Source organism: Aurantibacillus circumpalustris, from assembly GCF_029625215.1.
GTDB lineage: Bacteria > Bacteroidota > Bacteroidia > B-17B0 > Aurantibacillaceae > Aurantibacillus > Aurantibacillus circumpalustris.
Genome location: NZ_CP121197.1, coordinates 3,458,548 through 3,479,441, shown reverse-complemented (window position 1 = coordinate 3,479,441; position 20,894 = coordinate 3,458,548). Strand labels below are relative to the sequence as shown.

The window sequence follows — 20,894 nt, the reverse complement described above, 5'->3', positions numbered from 1 at the left end:
CTTTCCAGCAAATGTATTAATCTACTCTATTATAATGAAGGTGCCTGGGATGCGTTTTTAATGTGTAATAGTCAAGATTTGATTTACTAAAAAATAAAAGACATGAAAAAAATATTGCTTTTTTACGTTGTTGCATTGTTATTTAATGCCGACAGTGTTTATGCTCAATGTAGGATAGATAGCAGCTACAGCTACACCACAACATCGAACGTTCCTAATGGCAGAAGCCTGTACACCTCCGATGCAAGTGGAAACGTACTAACGGCTTTATCACAAGCCTGGAATGGAACCACTTCGGTGTGGGTGAATTCGAGTCAAATCACTTACACATATAATACAAACGGAAAATTGACAGCCTATCTTTCTCTGAACTGGAATATTAGCAGTTCAACATGGCAAAATTCCCTGCTAGTGACTTTTAACTATAATACAAATGGGAATCAAACTGGTAGTTTATATCAATCATGGAACAGCACGACATCGGCGTGGGAAAATACTAGTCAAACGACAAACACCTACGATGCTAATGGGAATCAAATAAGTAGTTTATCTCAATCATGGAACAGCACAACTTCGGCATGGGTAAATTCAGGTCAATCTACTTACACCTACGATGCCAATGGGAATCAAATAAGTAGTTTATCTCAATCATGGAACAGCACAACTTCGGCGTGGGTAAATTCAGGTCAATCTACTTACACCTACGATGCCAATGGGAATCAAATAAGTAGTTTATCTCAGTTTTGGAATAGTATGACTTCGTCGTGGGTAAATTTACAAAAATTTACATACGCCTATGATACCAATGGCAATCAAACGAATATATTACTCCAAACATGGTACAGTACGACTACGTCGTGGGAAAATTCCGCTCAATATACCTACACATATAATAACAATGGGAATCCAACGAGTGTTTTAGCTCAATCGTGGAATAGCACGACTTCGTCGTGGGTCTTTTCCAGCAAAGCAAATTATTTTTATGACTGTTCAAACGTAATGGGTGTTCACGAAAACGAAAAAGATGCATTTGCTCTTTATCCTAACCCTACAAGCCAAATTTTGAATATACAATTGAAAAATTCTGCAGGCATTGAAATTTACTCACATTCGGGGCATATTATGGATAAACAACCCGCCGCACAAATTCACATTATTAATGTTTCGGACTTCGCAAGTGGCATGTATTTTATCCGCGCTTCAAACGGCGCAAGCATGAAGTTTATGAAGGAATAAAAAGCAATGGTTCGTTTTTTTTAACACCGTAGACGCTGCAAAACGAGCTCAAGACTCTAGAGAAACAATCAGAATAATATGTCAAACAGAAAAGAAATTTCAGATGGGAGAGCCATTGTAGAATGGACGACAACAACGGTCGTTTCCTTTAATAAACGTATACTCGTGGTCCCAATGGCACTTACGCTACTCTGATTTAATAATTAAAGATGATGAAACAGGATTGGAAAAATCTTTTAAGATGGGGGATGTGGCATGGAGAGAAGGGCAAAAGGTGATTTTTGTTTCTTGTTTGTCGGGAGAGAATGAGAATAAAAAGGATAGAAAAGTTTTGGCACTTCTCAACTATTCTAATAGAGAGGAACGTTTCTTTGGTAGTATTTCTGAATATTTTAAACCTGTAGTTAAAACCAAAAAAATAGCGATATGGTTGTTTTTGATTTTTCCTATAATTGCTGCAGTTTATAGTATGTGGTACACGTTTGATAGCATGCTTACAGTTTCTTATGTTGCAGGTGCTTTAGTTGTTGGAATAATTATATACAGAATTATAAAGAAAAACGCAACTAATAATGCCTCAAAAACAGGGAGCAGTGAAGCAAATAAATGGTGGGAGACTTTTTTAAAGGAGATAAATTTTGAGCGTTTAGAGGAATAAAGTACCCTTACCTGTTGTGACGGCGTCTAGGCAGTCTCGCGACAATTTTGGGGCGCATTATAACGCAGGGACGTTCTTGCCGCTAACGAGGGACAAGAAAAGGACGTCTTCGGCAAATCTTCTTTCAACGGCGCCAATTAATTTAGATTGGCGCCATTCAAGTTCGCGTATATAAGATCTCGGCAACTTATTTTATTTTACTAAGACATCTATATATTCACCGCATACTTAAAAGTTTGTCAACCTGTATGTATGCCTACGCACATTTTGCAAGCACATTTGGCGCTTCCTTTTAAGGCATATAATTTTTAGTGGCGCCAAATAAGCTTGCAAAATCTCCAACAGCCCAACCGCCTAATAGAACCGCCCCGCGCAAAAAAACTAAAGCCCTTATTCCGTCTAGGCCAATCCTTTTTTAAATTCACTGCAAACCAACCGGGGGTATTTCGTAAAGACATCTCCAAGGACATCGGGAATGGCGCACAGCTTATAACAGCAAGCAATGGCGTCATGCCGGTGTTCTTCATATTATAAAATCTCGTTGGACGTTCGTATATTTAGCATACGGACAACCGGCACGAACGCCAGCTTGCGGTCCGTTAGCGGGCATTTTGGACAGACATCGGACATGAATAAATCCTCAAAAATATTCATCATCGTTTCAGGAGTTTATCTGTTTGCTTTGACATTTATTCTCTTGACACAACCTCAGTCTGGTTATACGGCGACAGTCGGACAAGTTCTCATGTATTACGCATTATACTTCCCACTTTGGGCAGTTATAGCAGGGACAATTTTTATCGCAACAAAACACTCGGACAAAAGTTGGAACCAACAACTCTTTGGACAAAGGACTTTGTTTTGGTCAATAATAATTTCGATTGTCATTGGTTTTGCTTTGAACTCCGACTACCAAAGACAATCTGGCTGTTTCATTGAATACGAACTTATGTTTTCACCGACAAAATTTATTTTTAGCATCAGCTCATTACTGTTACTTTCAAGTGGCTATTATTTTTCGTACAAAAAAATTGGGACATCACTTCTAATTATTGAGTTTATTTTATGGACCTTTAAGACGCTTTACTTTGATGGTTCGCTTGACCTATTTTTCCCTGGATATTTCACCATGGTTTGCTGGACATTGAGAGTTGCTCTTATTTATAAAGCTTTAAATCGACATGCAGACGCTAGTGTATTGGACACCAAAACGACCCGCTAACACGGGCTAAAAAAAATGCGGCGGACGTACATGTAAAAACTTTTGTACCTTTATATAAACATTCGTGCTTGTAGACAGTGGATTCTCCGTTAACCGCACTTTCTTTAGCCCGAAAACGTTATAGGTAACCAGCCGGACAATCCACCATGACAAAAAACATCCAGACAATAACAATCATTTTACTACTGACAATCGGTCGACAGACATTTTCGCAGACCTGTCAAGACTATAACAGAAAATTATTTTACAGCCTTCCTAAAAATTTTCCAGACAAAATAAACTGCAAAGACGACAAGGGAAACAAACAGGGATGGTGGATTTATTATGAGAAATCTTATAGGACAAAATACATTCCTAATGAAGGCGATTCAGGAGAATATGTTAGTTCATATAATTATGGCCAATTCAAAAATAATATTAAAATTGGCGACTGGACAACCGTAATGAATGTTCATCAAATCTACGACCTTAGGGTTGACAATTACTACTATGGCAAGGACACTATTCTTATAAAATCTGGGTATTGGGGCGGTGGTTGGTTCGAGTCAACTACTTATTATAACGCAGACAGTTCAATAATTAAATACAAAGTCATTTACGACAAAGAGACAAAAGAAATTTGCATTGATTGCAATAGACGCAAAAATAAATTCGATTCAAGCTGTAAAATGACATATAGAAATAAACTTATTTTGACATTCCCTCACGACAAATTTGGACTTGAGAGTGAAAGAGCTACTTTCATGTACGAATTTGAAAAGAAACAAATTGACGACAGCTATAAGTAAACTGTGTGCGGCTGGCTACCTATAACCGCAACTAAAAGTAATTTGCGCGGACACGCATAAATGTGTAAACTTGGATTAGCAAACTACTTTTAGTCGCATTACGTTACCACCAATAGGGGCGGACAATTCTCGTAAGACAGTTCATCGGCAGACAAAAAACATTTCGCTTCGACAGGCGACCACGCAGCAGCTCTTTCCGCTCCGACTAACATCCCGACAAAGAACTTTAAAATTTTTTGCCGACGCAAGTTTTGGCTGAAGCCAATAGAACAGCTATTCTTCGCTGCAAGTCATTTGCAAGTTGGCGCTTTAACTGAACCGCGCCAACCAAGCCCTTTAATTGTAGAAGAAGGTGGGTTGCAAAACACTTGCAGCCCCAACGCACTTTCAGAAGCGGTGCCTTTGGCGTTTTTGCGCATCTCACTCCGTTCAGTCAGAAGCGCAAGCCACAGGCGTATGGCAATTGAAGAAGATTATGGTTATCTTTATCTGCAACTTATATAATTGAAAAAAATAAAAAACATACCGACCTTACAGAATGATGGTTTTAAAATTATTATGTCTTACTATGACGATGAAGAATATAGTAAGAAGAATATTAATGATTTTTATATTCATGGGCTCTCAGATGATACGTATGAATTAAAAATGCCTTTACCGCCTCACCGTCAATTTAATCACTCCCTCATTTTAGTGACGAAAGGCTCTATTATTGCAAGTTCAGGATTTGACGATTATACAATTGAACAGAATGCAATGATTGTTGTGCCGGCTGGACAAATAACAAGTCTCTCATTTATGTCAGATGATATTGAAGGTTTCTATCTTCATTTTAAAACCGATTACCTATCGCATACAGACATAGACTTCTCAGACTGGTTAACACAGCCTGTTATAAAATTTGACAAAACAGAAACAAAGCAGCTTGTAAGTTTGCTGAATAGAATGCAAAAACTTAATGAAGATGAAACAAACAAGTCCATTATTAAATTGTATTTGACCACGTTGCTTGCAGAGATGAAACAGTCAAATGATTTCAGAATGCGAGTTAATTTTCCGGCACATGAAAGAATCACTTTGGAATTTAAAAAATTACTGAATTATAATATCACTAAGCATAGTGCAATTACCTTTTATGCCGAGGAATTAAATGTAACGCCCAACCATTTAAATAAATCCGTGAAAGCGACAATAGGTAAGTCAGCTTCATCATTAATAAATGAGATGTTAATTTTAGAAGCTAAAATTTTAATGCAAAAAAGTGATATGGCAATTGGTGAAGTCGCTTCTGAAACTGGGTTTGAAGATGTTTCTTATTTCGGTCGGTTCTTCAAAAAACACACTGGTCATACGCCAAAAGAATATCGAAAGATGATTGAATTGTCCGAGTAGTGGCTTCATTAGTCCTTTCTGTTGAGATCTGAAGTAAATAAATTTGCTGAAGATTTAAAAGAAAGATGAAGATCAAATTATTATTGCCAATTATTTTTTTACTCTTAGTGAAAATTTCTGTTGGACAAACCCAAGACACTTTAAATATAATTCCTATTGATGGATCGCCACCAATTCCAATAGAAGTATTTGCAGGCGACAAAGGAGTTACTTTTCAATTAATTGTAAGTAAACAATTTTCACAAAAATCAAGATTTGGATTTTTTAACGTCACAACTTTTAGTGGAGACTACGAAGAAGTTAGCCAGGTGTCGGTGTTTTATTCTCAATCCGTTTTAACCGCTAAAATATGGAAAGGTATTTCAATTATCGGTGGTTTGTCAACAGTTGGTTCTTCAAGTCCAGGCATAATGACTGTGAGGCCTACTTCTGGATTACAATATTTATTTGCGAACCGCGATTTTGTAGTTGTAATATTACCACGATTCGATTTAACTCAAACATACAATTTCGAAACCTTTGCAGTTTTTGAATACACTCCTATGTTATCAAAAAACTGGGGCATCTATAGTAGAATTCAAGCGCTTTATAATTACAATACTAAATTAGATTTCCATGAAGTAAGCAGTATTTATGTAAGGCTCGGAGTATCTTATAAAAACTTTCAATTTGGATTAGGTTCTAACCATGACTTTTATGGGGCGGACAATTACAACGTAAACAACTTCGGACTATTCATAAAAACAAATTTATTCTAAAACAACTAGCATGAAAAAATTAAATAAAGTACAATCAATAATCGTGTTTACCTTTTTGGTTTCCATCGCGATGTCTGCAATAATGAGTTTTGGCCTACTATTAGTAAGGGTAGGATGGCATGAGGGATTTTTAAAAACTTGGTTCTTCGATTATTTTTTAGTTGATTTATGGCTTTCAATTCCCACAGGATTTACAGTTGTGCCTTTGCTAAAAAAATTCGTTGACAGTATTAGTAAAGAATCTCATTAGTACATATACTAAGCAGCCGTAACCATCGACCTTTGTTCTATCAGCGTTACCCGTCGACCTAAACCCGTTCACCAATGTTTACCAACCGCACATTTTGCAAACACATTTAGCGCTTTTAAATTAAGGCTAAGATTTTATGTTGGCGCTAAATAAGTTTGCAAAATTTCCTCCCCGCCTGTGTGTATAGAACTGTGTGTCAAAAAGTCGACGCTAAAAAAATTTTAAAAATTCAGGGTTCAAAAAAACATTCGTAAAGCTGCTTTCCTTCCCGACAACACGGACTAACAATTTATCAGCGGACACGCAACCAGCGACCTAATCTGTGTGCGCCCCTACTGGTGGTAACAGCAAATTCGCGTCATTTTTTGCGGGTTAGCGCTCAAATGTATAACTTGGACAAGCAAAAAACGCACGCAAATTCGCAATACGTTAGCGGCAAATTTACAAGGACATAAAAACGGACATAAATAATGGCGGACATTCTTCTAACTTTAATTATTCCCTTACTCCTAGACGCTCTTCCATTTCTAGCATTATTTCTATTAGTTAATTGGCGGACAATTAAGTATTCTGCACAAAGGACAGCATTAGTTGTAATTGGGTTGACAGGACTCAACATTATATCATCCCTAATTGCCATGGACATCTCAATCTACGGCCTGACAAGAAATCTACCAATAGACAAACAACTTTGCGTAACTGGTTCGGGACTTTTTATTGTATTAGGCTTTATTTTTACACTCCTGACATTCGTTTTTGGCACTGTTTATACTTATAGAAACTACACGCTAAGTAAATTGCTCCACGACAAAAATTTGGACGACCAGAATTAATAAACCACGACAAGACAACACGGACAATTAAAAATCTGCCGCTAACAGCAAATTCGCTCCATTTTTTGCGGGTTAGCGCTCAAATGCTAAATTTGGACAAGCAAAAAACGGCGCAAATTCGCAATCCGTTAGCGGTTATAAGCGTGGACAGACCTCGCAAATAAAACTCTTCGGACAAAAAACTTTTCGATCTTTAAAATTTTGCCCCGACGCCTCGTCGTGACAACCAAGCAGACGACAAAAAAATAATTTTCTCCGCTCCTGACGTATTAGTATATTTACTATTGTTGATAATATTAGTTTGCACCAAATAGTTACAAAAACAAATCTTATTTAGAATGCGTTCAATTGTAATCGCCTTTAGTATTGTGGTAGCCGAACTATTGCTCTGGCTACTTTTATTCAAAAATAGCTCTGGATCACATTATAAACCTGAACTCGACAGATTTGTACTCTTTTTTCCTTTTCTTACTCCTGTTGTTCACATAATCCTAGCTTTAGTTTCCGTTAAATTACATAACAAAATAGCAAGACAAGTTCTACAATACTCGTGCTATGCTAATTGTGTTGTTTGGCCAATAACAATCGTATGTGCTCTATTTTACATTATATATCACTCAGGAAAAATAGGAGGCGGATGAAAGAATTTTATTTTCCACCAATGCAACATCAAGACGTCCGATCTTAATAACAGGTTTTCCTAGGACAAAAAAACTTCGGTGTACCGTAGTTTGGCATCCAGAAAAATCGTTCAGGTAGTCTGGACATAAAAACTTAATCGGCGGACGCGTTAGCAAAATGTACCTGTGTGGCGCTTACAACCGCTAACAGCAAATTCGCTCCATTTTTTGCGGGTTAACGCTCAAATGCATAACTTGGACAAGCAAAAAACGGCGCAAATTCGCCAAACGTTAGCGGCAAGCATTGTAGTGACAAAAAAATATCAAATAGACGAACTCAAATTTAAAGACGGTGGAGAAGTAGAGCAAAACATGTAAGCTCCCCCAAAATTAGGACTATTTGTTAGTAGAAAAAAAACTAATAAATTAACCTAAGCAAAATGAAGAAAAAACGATTCACCCCCGAACAAATTGCTGCTATCCAGAGCAGCTCTAAAAAGATTTAACAATAAAAATGTTGCTACTGGAAAATAATTTTTTTGCTTTTAACAGGGGTAGCTTGAGAGATAGGTATCTAAAAACCTACTCCTTTACAAATTTATATTTCTGGTTATTTCCGGTAGAAATTTTTAGATCTAAAAAATAAACACCTTTTGCTAGTTCAGTTATATCAAATTCCATTTCTTTTGAGTCTTTTTTAAACTGATGATTTGTTTTACGAATCACCTTACCTGAAACATCGGTGAGTTCAATTTCTACCTTACTTTCAGAAACGTTTTTCATTTTAATTTTTACGTAGTGATTAGCAGGATTTGGGTAAATTTCGAATTGACTTGTAGCAGATTTTGAATTAGAAATACCTGTACATTCAGAAACGATAAGTGAAATCACTTCATTGCTTATGCAACCTTCTATTGATTTTGCATTAACCGTGAATGTTGTTGGTGTAGATAAACTTACCGTCAAACTCATCGAAGCACCTGTTGTTGGTCCTGGAAGCCAGGTATAAGTGTTTGCTCCGCTAGCGCTCAAAACTGCTTCTTCACCTACACAAAAAGTTTGCGAGCCTTCGGATGAAGTCACTGTAATAGAAGGTATAGCATTCACGACAACGGTTTTAGTAGCAGTTGATCCTGTTCCAAATCCATTTGAGGCTATCATTGAAACAGTATATGTGCCGCTGTTGGCAAATGTAATAGTTGGGTTTTGAGAAGTGGAAGAATTGATTACAACACCCGTAATCGGGTTCACAGACCAGTTCCAACCTATTGGCGATTCTGTGGAAATATCGGTGAAACTACTTGTCGCTCCAGCGCAAATAGACGCAATAGAGTTAAAATTACTTGTTGGAACCGCGGTTGACTGAATAAGATCTACCTGATAAACGCCTCTACCGTATGTTGCAACTCTTAATAAACCAGGAGCTGCTGGTGAAATTTCGAAATCTGATATTGGCGTATTTGGTAAACCATTGTTGTAGAGTGCCCATGTGTTTGACAAGGCGTCTTTTGTATAAACACCAACATCCATACCAACGTATAAACGATCGTTGCTGCCAGGTTGAAATACTGAACAATTAGCTGGAAGATTAGGTAGATTAAATGAAATATTCGTCCAACTTGTGCCACCATTCACGCTTTGAAAAACTTTGCTGCCGGATGTATAACCACTAACAGTAACCCACAAGCGATTTTCGTTGTTTGGATCAATGGTAATAAACGTTGGTGAACCACCAACATTTGCACATCCTGCCCAAGTACTGGCACCATTTGTAGTTTTCCTAATACTTGTTCCCTGAATCAAATAAATAACCTGATTATTGGAAGGGGCAATGGCAAATTCAACAATTGAACCGCTTGCTCCAGTTGTGCCTGCTTGGGCCCAATTAGCACCTAAATTATTCGACACAAATAGTTGCGTTCTTCCTGCGTATAATCTTGATGCTAGAACAGGATCTTGTTTCCACGGAGATACCCATGCACCTGTTCCTGTCATGCCAGTTGTAGCGCCTACGTATGAAGCTCCACCATTAGTACTTCTGTTAAAATTTCCATTCGGAGTGGATACAAAAATATTATTATCGTTTGTGCGATCTATAAAACAATCCATACCATCACCTGCGTAGCTTGCTTGGTAAGTTCCGTTTGTATAAATACCAGTACCGTTATCTTGGTGACCACTTACCCATTTATTGGCGGTAATGCCTGATGATCCTATTTTATATATTTGTGCAATGTTTCGTTGATTATTTAAATCAACCCAGCTTGTACTGTTGTATCTGAAAATTCCACCGTCTGATGCGGCGTAAAGAGAACCGGTAGAACTGTATTCCAAATCATGCTGATCGGCTTTCATATATACAGATGGGGCTGTTGTGCCAATCCAACAACCTGTGCATGTCCATGATCCCGTGGCTCCTCCGCCATTGCTAGACCAAACATTCACACCACCAACATCTACTCTGTCTTTATCATTCGGAGAAACTGCTATTGCCAGATCATACCAACCTTGTCCATTTCCTGAGGCTGTGCCAGCACAAGAGTTCGCAATAACGTCTGGTGTCGTAGACATTAACGAAAAGGAAGTGCCGCTATTTATGGAGCGGTATAAACCACCAAAATTACTGCTAGTATTTGATCTTATCACGTACACGTAAGCAGGATCGGCAGGAGTTACAGCAATAGCCAAACGATTCGCTCCAGAAGTTGGGAATCCGCTAGATATAGTTGTAAAAGAAGCTCCTCCATTTGTTGAAAGGCCAAAGGTTGTATTTCCTCCTAAATAGACAGTATTTGGATCGCCTGGTTTAAACTCAATATCATACCAGTTACCGGTCAAAACAGTTGTCCAAGAGGTTCCTCCATTTGTTGTGCGGTATAAACCAGAACTGGTAGCGGCTAATAATATTTGAGGATTACTTGGATTAATAACAAGCCTACGCATTTGACGCGTTTGATTTACTGCAAAAGTCAAGCCAGTTGCATTCCAAGTAAGTCCCCCGTCAGTTGATTTTAATACACCAATGCAATAAGTGTCACCCGAATCTCCGTCGCCGGTTGCCAGATACATAATGTTTGTATTACTAGGATCGACTGCTAGATCTGAACATCCAGTAACTGTGAGATAGTCAGTATTTGTTGTCCAGGTTATACCTCCGTCTGTTGTTTTCCAAAGCCCACCAGCTGGTGCACCTGCCCAAAAAGTGGTTGGAATGGTAGGATGAAAGGTGATAAAATTATCTCTGCCTGCTTTTCTAGGAAATCCATTTGTAGCCACGCCAGACAATGGTCCCATGGGTCCCATAGCAGTGTAAGTAGTACTTGCTGAAGTGCTATTTGATTTACCCAAAGCTTGATTTTGGTTTAAGAATTCTAAGAAATTCTCCAAGTTTTTAGATGGTAGACTCATGTCTCCAGAAGGATAAACACGAGGCTCCATGTAATTTTCCCAGCGTTTAAATTGTTTGAACCCAATGGAAGGTAGATCTTGTTTGTCCTTATAAAAGTCGTTTGCAGCGGCTTGCACTTCATAAAAGGTTTTACCTTCTTGCTGCATCATTTCGTACCATGATTGGGCATTAGAGTGAATACTAAATGCGCTAAGAATTATAAGTGCTAAGGTTTTTTTCATGGTTTTTAGTTTTTACAAATAAATGGAGTTCCCTAAGGTACATAACACATTTTATTTAATAAAGTTTATAGTCTTAAAAGGTGCTTTTGTTTACTTTTGAGGATGCGGTTAAAATTTTCACTTCTGTTTTTCGTGCTGGCATTAGGACATATTTCCATTGCACAGACATTCCCAGTAAATTTCACGGTAACATGTTTAAAGCCATATTGTGGTGGGGCAAGACCTACGCCTGAAATGGAAAAAATGGCTCAAACACAGCAACCTTATTCTGAAAAAACAATCTTACTCGTTAATGCGAAAGGAAAGTGTAAAAAGCTAAAAACCAATGCGGATGGTATTATTTCCTGCTCTTTAAAGGTTGGAGACTATAAATTATACGAAGCATGGCGTTGTTGTAAAAAAACACCCGATGGCTCTTCAAAAAAGAGATACGATAAGGCCTGTTTGGAGTTAGAATGGACGAAGGAGTTTGCTAGTTTGACTGTAAGCACAAGTTCAAATAATTTTAAGGTCACTAATGGTATTGTAGAGTATTGCGATTCAAACATTCCCTGCGTTTTAGAATCTTTTCGTGCTCAGCCGCCAGAGTAGTATTGGTAATTTTATTGTCTTTCAAATAATGATTGGATGTTTACAGACTGGACTAAAAGCGTATTCCCATCACCATTAGATCGTCTGTTTGTGGTAATTTTTTTTTCCAAATAACAAATTCTGTTTTAAAAATGCGTTTTTGTTCGTTCATAGGCAGCGTATGAATGTTTTGAATTAACGTTTTAAGTTTGTTTTTTTTATATTTCTTGTTTAAGGGCCCGCCAAACTGATCTGGCAAACCATCTGAAAAAAGATAAAGGCAGTCGCCTCGTACAAGTTGAATACGTGAAGTTTCAAATTTCTTTTCTTCGTTTTCAAAAAAGCTGTAACCGATGCTGAATTTTTGGGTTGTAAGGGGAATGATTTCTGATTGGCGCACCAAGACTTGTGCAAATTTGGCAATACTATATTCCAGGATATAAGTTTCTTTATCAAATGCAAAAACACCAATGTCCATGCCATCTGCCACTATATCATTCCGTTGCTTTTCATGAGCTAATACTTTGTTAAGATCTTTATCGAGTAGATTTAAGATTTGACCAGGATCGTTATTCTTAAGTTCTTTAATGTTTTTGTAAAGTGTATTAATACCCAACACGCTCATAATAGCCCCCGGAACGCCATGACCGGTGCAATCAGCAGTAATAAATACAATTCTATCTTTTAAAAAACCGTCTTCATTATTTGTTCTATACATTAAGTAAAAATCTCCAGAAACAACATCTTTTGCTTTGGAGTAAATAAAACTGTCTTCAAAACATTCTTTTAATTTGTTTTTAGCTGGTTGTAAAGCTTCTTGTATACGTTTGGCATACCTTAAACTTTCTTGTACGTCCTTATTTTTTAGCGCCAACAATTGTTTCTGTTCGTTTAGTTCATTGTTCTTTTCTAGTAAAGCTTTGTACTGGTTTTCAATTTGTAACTGTTGGGTAAGAATTTCATCTTTTTGTTCGTTAATCGCTAATGTTCGTTCGTGTACTTTCTCACGAAAAAAATTAGTAAAAACATGAATCTCTTGCGCCATCTTGAGAAAACTAACATAAATAAGATGGAATTCTTTTATTTTAGAACGTTTAAATGAAACGGAATCAATATTAAATCCGGAATTAATGTATTTGGTAAATGATTTAGAAATAGATGTTACCGATTTAGTTATTAGTTGAGATAAGAAGATAATCGTCAGCGTTAAAAAACAGACTAAGATTAAAATAATTGTACTAGAATCTTTACTTAGTTTTTCTTTATGCTCTAATTTTATCTGTATAAGTTCATTGTCCAGGTCTTCTATAAGCAATGCAATGTTATCGAATATTTGTTTGGATTTATTAAGATATCCGTTTTGCCCTTTAATTCCAATCCTATTCTCTATACGTGCTAAATTTCTAAAGTGTTTATTGTAATAATATAAATTGTTTAGAAGATAATTTTTGTCCTTTGTTGAGAGCGAATAACTTTCGTTAATAAATTCAATAAATGATTTTGTTACCCGATCAAATTGATGAACATAGGTAAGTTCTTTTCGCATTAAAAAATCTTTTTCATGTTTCCTTAAAACGAGACAAAAATATTGAACCTTTAAATTGTCATACCCGTAAATTAAATGCGCGTACTCCCGCATTTTGCCTTCCAATCCATAATTTTTGAAACCTTTTAATTTATAGAGATAGATTAATTCGCGATACGTTTCTTCATAGTTTAAAAACTCCTTTTTAATTTTATTAATTTTCCAGTTAAGCTTATAGTGCTCTGTAATAGTTGATTTTTCGAGATAGTCAAGGTAATATGCCGTCTTCTTTTGTAAGGATTGAAATTTTTTCTCTGGTAAAGAAATGTCTCTAGAATAAAAACCAGTTTCGTTATAATCTCCTAATAAAATATCTTCTTTTACTTTATTTGTCTGTAATAAAAGTATTCGGGTCGTTTTAAGATTAAAAAGATAATCTTCTAGCTTTCTAGACTTATTATAAGAGGTGACAAATAATAGAACCGCTACAGAGCAAATTAACAAGATAACAGTAAAAGAGAAAATCAGCCAGGAGCGGATACTAGTCATCATAGAGTTCGTAAAAGTAAGCTCTATAGGTTCTACTATTGTTAACTTAAGATCAGCTAAACATAAATAAAATGAAACGTTTTCTCAAAACACCAAAGCGTTTTAAGGTTTTTGCTCGTGTCGTGAAGGAAATAATTAGAATTACTTATCGGTATGCCTCAACACCTTAGCTTCGAGATAAAAAATAATTTCTTCGGCAATGCTTTTACTAATGTCCCCAGATTTTTCTATACGACGAACAACTGAGAGCAGCTTCAAATATTTTTCAATATTTTCAGGGTTTTCTTTTATGGAATTAATTACATCAACAAATGCACTTTTGTTTATTTCATTAATAAATTCATCGCGTTTAAAAATATTTCGAGCTTTTTCAGCGTTGTTTGTTTTGAATGCAGAGAGAGAATCGTCGAATAAATCGCAAGCCTCTTCAAACATTTCAAGTGTCTGAGTTTTGGTAATTAATTCGTGATAAAAAGGCCCACCAGATTTAACAACAAATTTCGCAATGCGTGAAGCTATATCACCTACTTTTTCAAGATTAGAATTAATTTTTATAAGGGCTAAAATAAATCTAAGGTCAATTGCAACAGGAGTATGTAAAGCAATGATGTTTTCACAACTTTTCTCAATTTTCAAATCCAACTCATTAACCGTTTTTTCTCGCTCAATGATTTCCTTAGCTTTTTCCTTATCCATACTAGATAAGGCAGCCATAGAAGATTTTAATTGGTACGATACTAACTCCCATTGCTCAACGCAATCAGACTTTAGTGTTTTTAATTCTGTTTCAAAATGATTCATTCAAAATAGTTTACCGTTTAGACGCTGTTTGTTTTTTATACTGTTCAGCATTAACAATATTAATAAATTTAACAATTACTTTACATAGCGTTTACAAAAAATTATCCAAACCTTCCGGTGATATAATTTTGTGTTTTTTCGATTTTAGGATTTGTAAAAATTTCTTTTGTGTCGCCGTATTCTATCAATTCTCCCATATAGAAAAAAGCAGTTTTATCACTTACACGTGCTGCTTGTTGCATATTATGGGTTACAATAATGATGGTGAATTCCTTTTTAAGTTCGTGTATGAGTTGTTCTAGTTTCGCCGTTGAGATAGGATCCAGAGCCGAAGTTGGCTCGTCCATTAAAATGATTTCTGGACCAACAGCCAGAGTGCGTGCAATACAAACTCTTTGTTGTTGTCCGCCAGAAAGAGCAAAAGCAGATTTTTTGAGATCATCTTTTACTTCTTCCCAAAGAGCTACTTGTTTGAGTGATTTTTCTACAGCTTCATCAAGAATTTTTTTATCCTTTATACCCTGTATTTTTAAACCGTAAACAATATTTTCATAAATCGATTTTGGAAATGGATTTGGTTTTTGAAAAACCATTCCCACTTTTTTTCGAAGCTCTTCGATTTTTATTTTTTCAGAATAAATGTCTTGCTCACCAATAATGATAGAACCGTTCATTTTAAAACCGTCAATATAATCGTTCATTCGATTATATAAACGAAGGAAGGTTGACTTACCACAGCCTGATGGCCCGATGAGCGCGGTTACTGTATTGCGTTGTACTTCAAGATTTACGTCCTTAATAACGTGATTATCTCCGTAGAAAACATTTACTTTATCTGCTTTTAGCTGATCCATTCTATTTGATTACCATTTTGTTTTTTTCTGCCATTTATTTCTAAGGTAGACAGCAAAACCATTCATTATAAAAGTAATAATTAACAACACTATGATTGCGGCTGTTGAATTTGTGATAAATCCTTTTTGCGGACGAGAAACCCAATTAAAAATTTGAATCGGAAGTACGGTAAATTCATCGGAAGGATTAGAAGGAATAAACGGAACATAAGCTAGGGCTCCCACCACTATTAATGGTGCTGTTTCACCAATTGCCCGCGAAAGGGCTAAAATTACGCCTGTGACAATTCCACCCGATGCTGCTGGTAGAACCTGTAACCAGGTTGTTTGCCATTTGCTAGCGCCTAGTCCGTAAGAAGCTTCACGCAAAGATTTTGGCACCGCTTTTAAGGCCTCACGTGTAGCTACTACAATAATTGGTAATATTAATAGAGAAAGCGTGCAAGCGCCTGCAAGAAGACTTCCGCCCATTCCCATAATTCTTCCAAAAATTTCTAAACCTAACAAACCATAAATAATAGAAGGTACTCCAGCCAGGTTGGTTAAATTAATTTCTAAAAAATCATTAAGTCTGTTTCTTCTCGCATATTCTTCAAGGTAAATTCCAGCACCAATTCCTACAGGAATAGCGATACAGGCTGTTAATAGCAAAATCCAAACCGTTCCAACAAGTGCCGTTAATATTCCCGCTTTTTCAGGAAAACGGGATGGCAAGCTGCTTAAAAATTGCCAGTTTACTCTTGTGATACCTTCGATAAAAATATCCAGCAAAAAAAGTGCAAGAATTAGTAGTCCTGACAAGGTGCATACCAAGCCAAAGTATTTAAAACTTTTATCTATAATTCTATTCTTATTCATTATTCATACTTTTCCTGGAAGCGTTTTTTTATCCAGAAACTTAAATTATTTAATAAAAATGTAAAGAGAAATAAAGTAATACCTGCTGCGAAAATGGTTTGATATTCTAGTGAACCTCTCGCTACATCTCCCATACTAACCTGTACAATATAAGTAGTAATGGTTTCAACAGGCACCATCGGATTTAAAGTTAATCTGGGTTGTTGCCCGGCTGCAATAGCTACAATCATTGTTTCGCCAATTGCCCTTGAAATACCTAAAATTACGGAAACCATTATTCCTGAAGAAGCAGCTGGTACCAACACTTTAAACGATGTTTGAAAACGTGTAGCTCCCATGCCATAAGAGGCTTCGCGTAAAGATTTGGGTACTGAAAATAAAGCGTCTTCACTTAAAGAAGAAATTAAGGGTAAGATCATAATACCCATTACAATTCCTGCACTCATGGCATTAAATCCCGCCATACTCGGAAAGATGTTTTGTAGAATAGGTGTTACAACCATTAAGGCGAAATAACCATATACTACTGTTGGAATTGCGCCAAGAATTTCAAGTACTGGTTTAACATAGAGCCTGAGTTTTTTTGGAGCATACTCATTAAGATAGATGGCAATCGTAAGTCCAATTGGCAAGGCTACTAGTATGGCAATAAATGTTGTGAGTAATGTTCCTGAAATGAGTGGTAAAATACCAAAGTGTTTTTCAGAAAACAGCGGAGTCCATTGCGTATCAGTTAAAAAATCAACTATAGAAACCTTGGTAAAGAAGTCGAACGATTCACTAAAGAGTACGTACACAATTCCAAGAGTAGTTAGTACGCCTATAGTTCCACAAAGAAAAAGCACACTTTCTATAAATTTTTCTCTTAATTTCATTCCTGTTACTAAAGCACCTGCATTAAAAATTGTTTATAAACGAGGATTAATTTGCAGGCGAAATATTCTTAATAAATGAACTGAATTTAGCTCTTTCATCAGCAACTTCAGTATCGCTTAAAGGAACATAACCTACTTCTGCAGTTAAGGTTTTAGTATTTTCAAGATAAAAATCAACAAAAACTTGTACCTCTTTACGAGCAGCGGCTTTATCGTTAACATAAATAAATAATGGACGACCTAATGGAGAATATGTTTTGTTTTTAACTGTTTCTTCTGATGGAAGCACAGCACCGTTTCCACTATTTACACCAACTAATTTAAGAATTGAAGAGTTTTCTGTATAATAAGCTAAGCCAAAAAATCCAATTGCATTTTTGTCTGATTTTATTCCTTGTACCAAAACGTTATCATCTTCACTTGCAGTATAATCTCCACGGCTTGAATGACTTTTTCCAACAATTACTTCTGTAAAATAATCGTAAGTGCCGCTTTCAACACCAGGACCAAAAAGATGAATTTCTTGGTTTGGCCAATCTTTACGAATTTGATTCCATGTTTTAATTTTTCCTTGCGCAGCTGGTTCCCACATCATTTTTAATTCTTCAACAGTAATATCATTACACCAAGTGTTTTCGGGACTAACAACAACAGCTAATCCATCGTATCCTACTTTTAACTCAATATATTTAACATTATTTGATGCGCAAACACTGTCTTCACTTGCTTTAATGGGACGAGAAGCATCGTTAATGTCCATTTCTGCTCTTGCAAATTTTTTAAATCCACCACCAGTTCCTGATAAACCTGCTGTTACTCGCACCTGGCTGGCAACTTTCATAAACTCTTCTGCAACAGCTTCAGTAATAGGATATACTGTACTTGAACCGTCAATAGTAATGTTTCCCAATAAACTTTCTGAACCATTCTGGTTCTCATCTTTCGTTTCTTTACTTCCACAGCTTAATAAAAAGATTCCTAATAATCCGCTAAATACAATGTTTAATGTTTGTTTTCTCATTTGGTTAAATTTTATGTAAAATTATTTATTGATTTGATGTATGGTGTTAAGTGTATGTTAAGGTTAGGTATAGTTATTATGTTTGACTTTTGTCGTGTTTTTACTGATTTTTCTAGAATTGCAGTTCAATTTGACAGCGATACATTAAGTCTTTATTAAGATTTCTATCCATTGAAGTTGAACTAATATCGGTTTGAATTTTTAAATTATGTTTTACGAAATATTTAGATAGTCCAAGTGTAAACTGCGTTGTTTTATCTCCGCGTATAAGTTCGCCTTTGCTAACATTCCATTTGTCGGGACGAAGCTCTGTAAAGCGGCCTGCAAGTTCCACATTGTTTTTAAATAAGTAACCCGCTTGAATATTGTAGGCTGTGCCAATATAGTATGCGCTAGGATCTAATCTTTCAGCAACAAAACGTTTAGCATATTCTCCCATAACAGAAAAGCCTTTAAATTTGAACATAAAGTCAGTGTGAATTGATTGAATGTCTCTAACTAATGAGTCTACCTTAATAAATGAACCTAACTGTCCTCTAGACCTTTTGGCATTATCATTATAATCGTAAGTTGCACCAATTGCTAGCTTTGGTTTTTGCTCGCGTTCAAGGTCAGAACCAACATAATCACCACCACCAGCAAATTCTCCAAAAGGAAGTATTTCAAATCTTCCGGTATAACAAAATCCGTCATCGTTATGAGAAGTTACATTTCTTCCTTCTCCCAAAGTAACACAGATAATTTCTTTGGTTGTGAAACTTTCACCAAACTTGGTTTTGTGTCTTAAATGCATGCCAATATCACGGTCTAAGTTGAATTCATTGTTAAGAAGACTTCTATCTACAAATTGAAGTTTTTGGGAGGAAATAACCCGCTCTCTATTACTCGGCAGTTTTGTTTGACCAACCCATAATTGTGTGTGTTTTGCGAATTCCCACTTTATTACCGCGTCTAATATGATGTTACTTGCTGCATTAAAATTTACTTCATCACCATTAATTTTTCCTAGGCCCACATCTCGGTTAGAAAGGGCAAGCTCAACCTTATACTGAATGGTTGGTTTATAAACGAAACCGTCTAGTTTTATACGTGCACGTCTAATCATGAATTGACTTGTAAAATCGTCGGCTAATTTTCCTTTATCTGTTAATGTTTGCTCAGCAACAAAGAGAGTTTGGAACCTAAATGTAAGTTTCATACTCATACTTGAATCTTTAGTAATAAATTTTAAGCCTTTACCAAAGCTAATTTTGGTGTTTTGACTAAAGCCTGAAATAGTTATGTTTAGTAAAGCAAACAGGGTGAGTAGTAGTCTAATTTTCATTTGTTTTGGTTTTAAATTATAACATTCTGTGTTTTAGAAGTTCTACATTGCAAACTAAACGTTATTAAATAAATTGAAGGTTATTCGAACGTTAAGTAAATGTTAAGTATGAAATTTCAGAACATCGCGTGTTTTTAGTAACTTGCGCTAATTATTGTATTATGAGCAAGAAAATTGTAAAAGTTGGCAACATTGAATGTGGGTCAAGCGAGTTGTTTTTAATTAGCGGACCATGCGTGATTGAAGATGAAAAAATAATGATGGCCACTGCCGAAAAATTAAAAGAAGTAAGTGAGCGTCTTAAGATTAAAATTATTTATAAATCAAGTTTTTTAAAAGATAACCGCAGTAGCTTAAAATACTACGATGGTCCTGGTATAGAAAAAGGGATGAAAATTCTTGCAAAGGTGAAAGAACAATTTGGTTTTCCTTTGATAACAGATATTCACGAAAGTTATCAGGCAGCTATTGCCGGAGAAGTATGTGACGTACTTCAAATACCAGCCTATTTGTGTATGCAAAGTAGCTTGCTAGTTGCAGCAGCAAAAACAGGTAAGGTGGTAAATATTAAACACGGTCAATTTTTAGCACCAGATAACATGAAGCATCCCATGCAAAAATGTATTGATGCAGGAAATGATAATATTATTTTAACCGAGCGCGGTTATGTTTTTGGTTACAATGATTTGATAGTTGATCCACGCAGTTTTTATCACATGAATAAATTGGGTTATCCTGTGGTGTTTGACGTAACACATTGTGTTAGAAAGTATGGCATACCAAGTTCAGATGCTAAAGGCGGCGCTCGTGAGTTTTTACCAGTATTGGGTAGAGCAGGAGTAGCTAGTGGGGTTGATGGTTTGTTTGTAGAAACACATCCTGATCCTTCAACAGCTCTGTGTGACGCAGCTTCTCAATTATGTGTTTATGATTTAGAAGAATATTTGAAACCGCTTATTGAATTGCATAACGTGGTTAGAAAATACGAGACAGTTTCCGCATAATCGGGTAAAAGTTTTGCCGTAATTTTATTTGCACCATCAAAATTTAAAAGAGTCATGCTAAAAGCATGACTCTTTTTTTAATGACCAAAATTAAAACTCTTAAAAAACTATAAGATAATTTTTTAT

Annotated in this window: 19 protein-coding genes; 11 read left to right on the top strand and 8 right to left on the bottom strand. The window is 36.1% G+C overall.

Annotated elements, in window-relative coordinates; genetic code table 11:
- Positions 1 to 102: 102 nt before the first annotated feature.
- The 9 genes from P2086_RS14410 to P2086_RS14370 all read left to right on the top strand — a co-directional run bounded on the left by P2086_RS14410 (position 103) and on the right by P2086_RS14370 (position 8,135).
- Positions 103 to 1,236: a T9SS type A sorting domain-containing protein gene (locus P2086_RS14410; RefSeq protein ID WP_317897450.1), complete on the top strand. Its 1,134-nt coding sequence runs from the start codon at positions 103 to 105 to the stop codon at positions 1,234 to 1,236.
- Between the two features lie 223 nt (positions 1,237 to 1,459).
- The gene (locus tag P2086_RS14405; RefSeq protein WP_317897449.1) at positions 1,460 to 1,894 is read left to right on the top strand and encodes a hypothetical protein; all 435 of its coding nucleotides are present in this window, start codon (positions 1,460 to 1,462) and stop codon (positions 1,892 to 1,894) included.
- Between the two features lie 628 nt (positions 1,895 to 2,522).
- Positions 2,523 to 3,116: a hypothetical protein gene (locus tag P2086_RS14400; RefSeq protein ID WP_317897448.1), complete on the top strand. Its 594-nt coding sequence runs from the start codon at positions 2,523 to 2,525 to the stop codon at positions 3,114 to 3,116.
- Positions 3,117 to 3,262: 146 nt separating this feature from the next.
- Complete coding sequence (locus P2086_RS14395) at positions 3,263 to 3,904, top strand: hypothetical protein (RefSeq protein WP_317897447.1); 642 nt, start codon at positions 3,263 to 3,265, stop codon at positions 3,902 to 3,904.
- A gap of 504 nt (positions 3,905 to 4,408) precedes the next feature.
- On the top strand, positions 4,409 to 5,296 hold the full coding sequence (locus P2086_RS14390) for an AraC family transcriptional regulator (RefSeq protein ID WP_317897446.1): 888 nt from the start codon (positions 4,409 to 4,411) through the stop codon (positions 5,294 to 5,296).
- Between the two features lie 65 nt (positions 5,297 to 5,361).
- The gene (locus P2086_RS14385; protein ID WP_317897445.1) at positions 5,362 to 6,054 is read left to right on the top strand and encodes a hypothetical protein; all 693 of its coding nucleotides are present in this window, start codon (positions 5,362 to 5,364) and stop codon (positions 6,052 to 6,054) included.
- 10 nt (positions 6,055 to 6,064) lie between these two features.
- Positions 6,065 to 6,304: a DUF2798 domain-containing protein gene (locus tag P2086_RS14380; RefSeq protein WP_317897444.1), complete on the top strand. Its 240-nt coding sequence runs from the start codon at positions 6,065 to 6,067 to the stop codon at positions 6,302 to 6,304.
- A gap of 470 nt (positions 6,305 to 6,774) precedes the next feature.
- Entirely contained in the window at positions 6,775 to 7,137 is a 363-nt protein-coding gene (locus tag P2086_RS14375; protein WP_317897443.1) for a hypothetical protein, read from the top strand.
- A gap of 875 nt (positions 7,138 to 8,012) precedes the next feature.
- Positions 8,013 to 8,135, top strand: a complete 123-nt coding sequence (locus P2086_RS14370) for a hypothetical protein (protein ID WP_317897442.1) — start codon at positions 8,013 to 8,015, stop codon at positions 8,133 to 8,135.
- A gap of 204 nt (positions 8,136 to 8,339) precedes the next feature.
- On the opposite strand, the gene P2086_RS14365 is transcribed toward P2086_RS14370, so the two are convergent.
- A complete protein-coding gene (locus P2086_RS14365; RefSeq protein ID WP_317897441.1) occupies positions 8,340 to 11,387 on the bottom strand; it encodes a T9SS type A sorting domain-containing protein in 3,048 nt (1,015 codons plus the stop codon).
- A gap of 102 nt (positions 11,388 to 11,489) precedes the next feature.
- Between P2086_RS14365 and P2086_RS14360 the strand changes: the two genes are divergently transcribed.
- Positions 11,490 to 11,978, top strand: a complete 489-nt coding sequence (locus P2086_RS14360; protein WP_317897440.1) for a hypothetical protein — start codon at positions 11,490 to 11,492, stop codon at positions 11,976 to 11,978.
- Positions 11,979 to 12,030: 52 nt separating this feature from the next.
- Here P2086_RS14360 and P2086_RS14355 read toward each other — a convergent pair whose 3' ends face one another.
- From P2086_RS14355 to P2086_RS14325, 7 genes are all read right to left on the bottom strand, one after another.
- On the bottom strand, positions 12,031 to 14,034 hold the full coding sequence (locus P2086_RS14355) for a PP2C family protein-serine/threonine phosphatase (RefSeq protein ID WP_317897439.1): 2,004 nt from the start codon (positions 14,032 to 14,034) through the stop codon (positions 12,031 to 12,033).
- A gap of 138 nt (positions 14,035 to 14,172) precedes the next feature.
- On the bottom strand, positions 14,173 to 14,832 hold the full coding sequence (phoU, locus tag P2086_RS14350) for a phosphate signaling complex protein PhoU (RefSeq protein ID WP_317897438.1): 660 nt from the start codon (positions 14,830 to 14,832) through the stop codon (positions 14,173 to 14,175).
- 101 nt (positions 14,833 to 14,933) lie between these two features.
- The gene (pstB, locus tag P2086_RS14345; protein WP_317897437.1) at positions 14,934 to 15,686 is read right to left on the bottom strand and encodes a phosphate ABC transporter ATP-binding protein PstB; all 753 of its coding nucleotides are present in this window, start codon (positions 15,684 to 15,686) and stop codon (positions 14,934 to 14,936) included.
- A 9-nt stretch (positions 15,687 to 15,695) separates the two neighbouring features.
- Positions 15,696 to 16,544 carry a phosphate ABC transporter permease PstA gene (gene pstA / locus P2086_RS14340; protein ID WP_317897436.1) on the bottom strand — a complete coding sequence of 283 codons (849 nt, stop codon included), beginning with the start codon at positions 16,542 to 16,544 and terminating at the stop codon, positions 15,696 to 15,698.
- Complete coding sequence (gene pstC / locus P2086_RS14335) at positions 16,544 to 17,419, bottom strand: phosphate ABC transporter permease subunit PstC (RefSeq protein ID WP_317897435.1); 876 nt, start codon at positions 17,417 to 17,419, stop codon at positions 16,544 to 16,546. Before pstC ends, pstA begins: the two co-directional genes overlap by 1 nt.
- A 46-nt stretch (positions 17,420 to 17,465) precedes the next feature.
- A complete protein-coding gene (locus tag P2086_RS14330; RefSeq protein ID WP_317897434.1) occupies positions 17,466 to 18,440 on the bottom strand; it encodes a PstS family phosphate ABC transporter substrate-binding protein in 975 nt (324 codons plus the stop codon).
- Between the two features lie 112 nt (positions 18,441 to 18,552).
- The gene (locus tag P2086_RS14325) at positions 18,553 to 19,764 is read right to left on the bottom strand and encodes a porin (protein WP_317897433.1); all 1,212 of its coding nucleotides are present in this window, start codon (positions 19,762 to 19,764) and stop codon (positions 18,553 to 18,555) included.
- Between the two features lie 161 nt (positions 19,765 to 19,925).
- Between P2086_RS14325 and kdsA the strand changes: the two genes are divergently transcribed.
- Entirely contained in the window at positions 19,926 to 20,768 is an 843-nt protein-coding gene (gene kdsA / locus P2086_RS14320; protein ID WP_317897432.1) for a 3-deoxy-8-phosphooctulonate synthase, read from the top strand.
- The last annotated feature ends 126 nt before the right edge of the window (positions 20,769 to 20,894 follow it).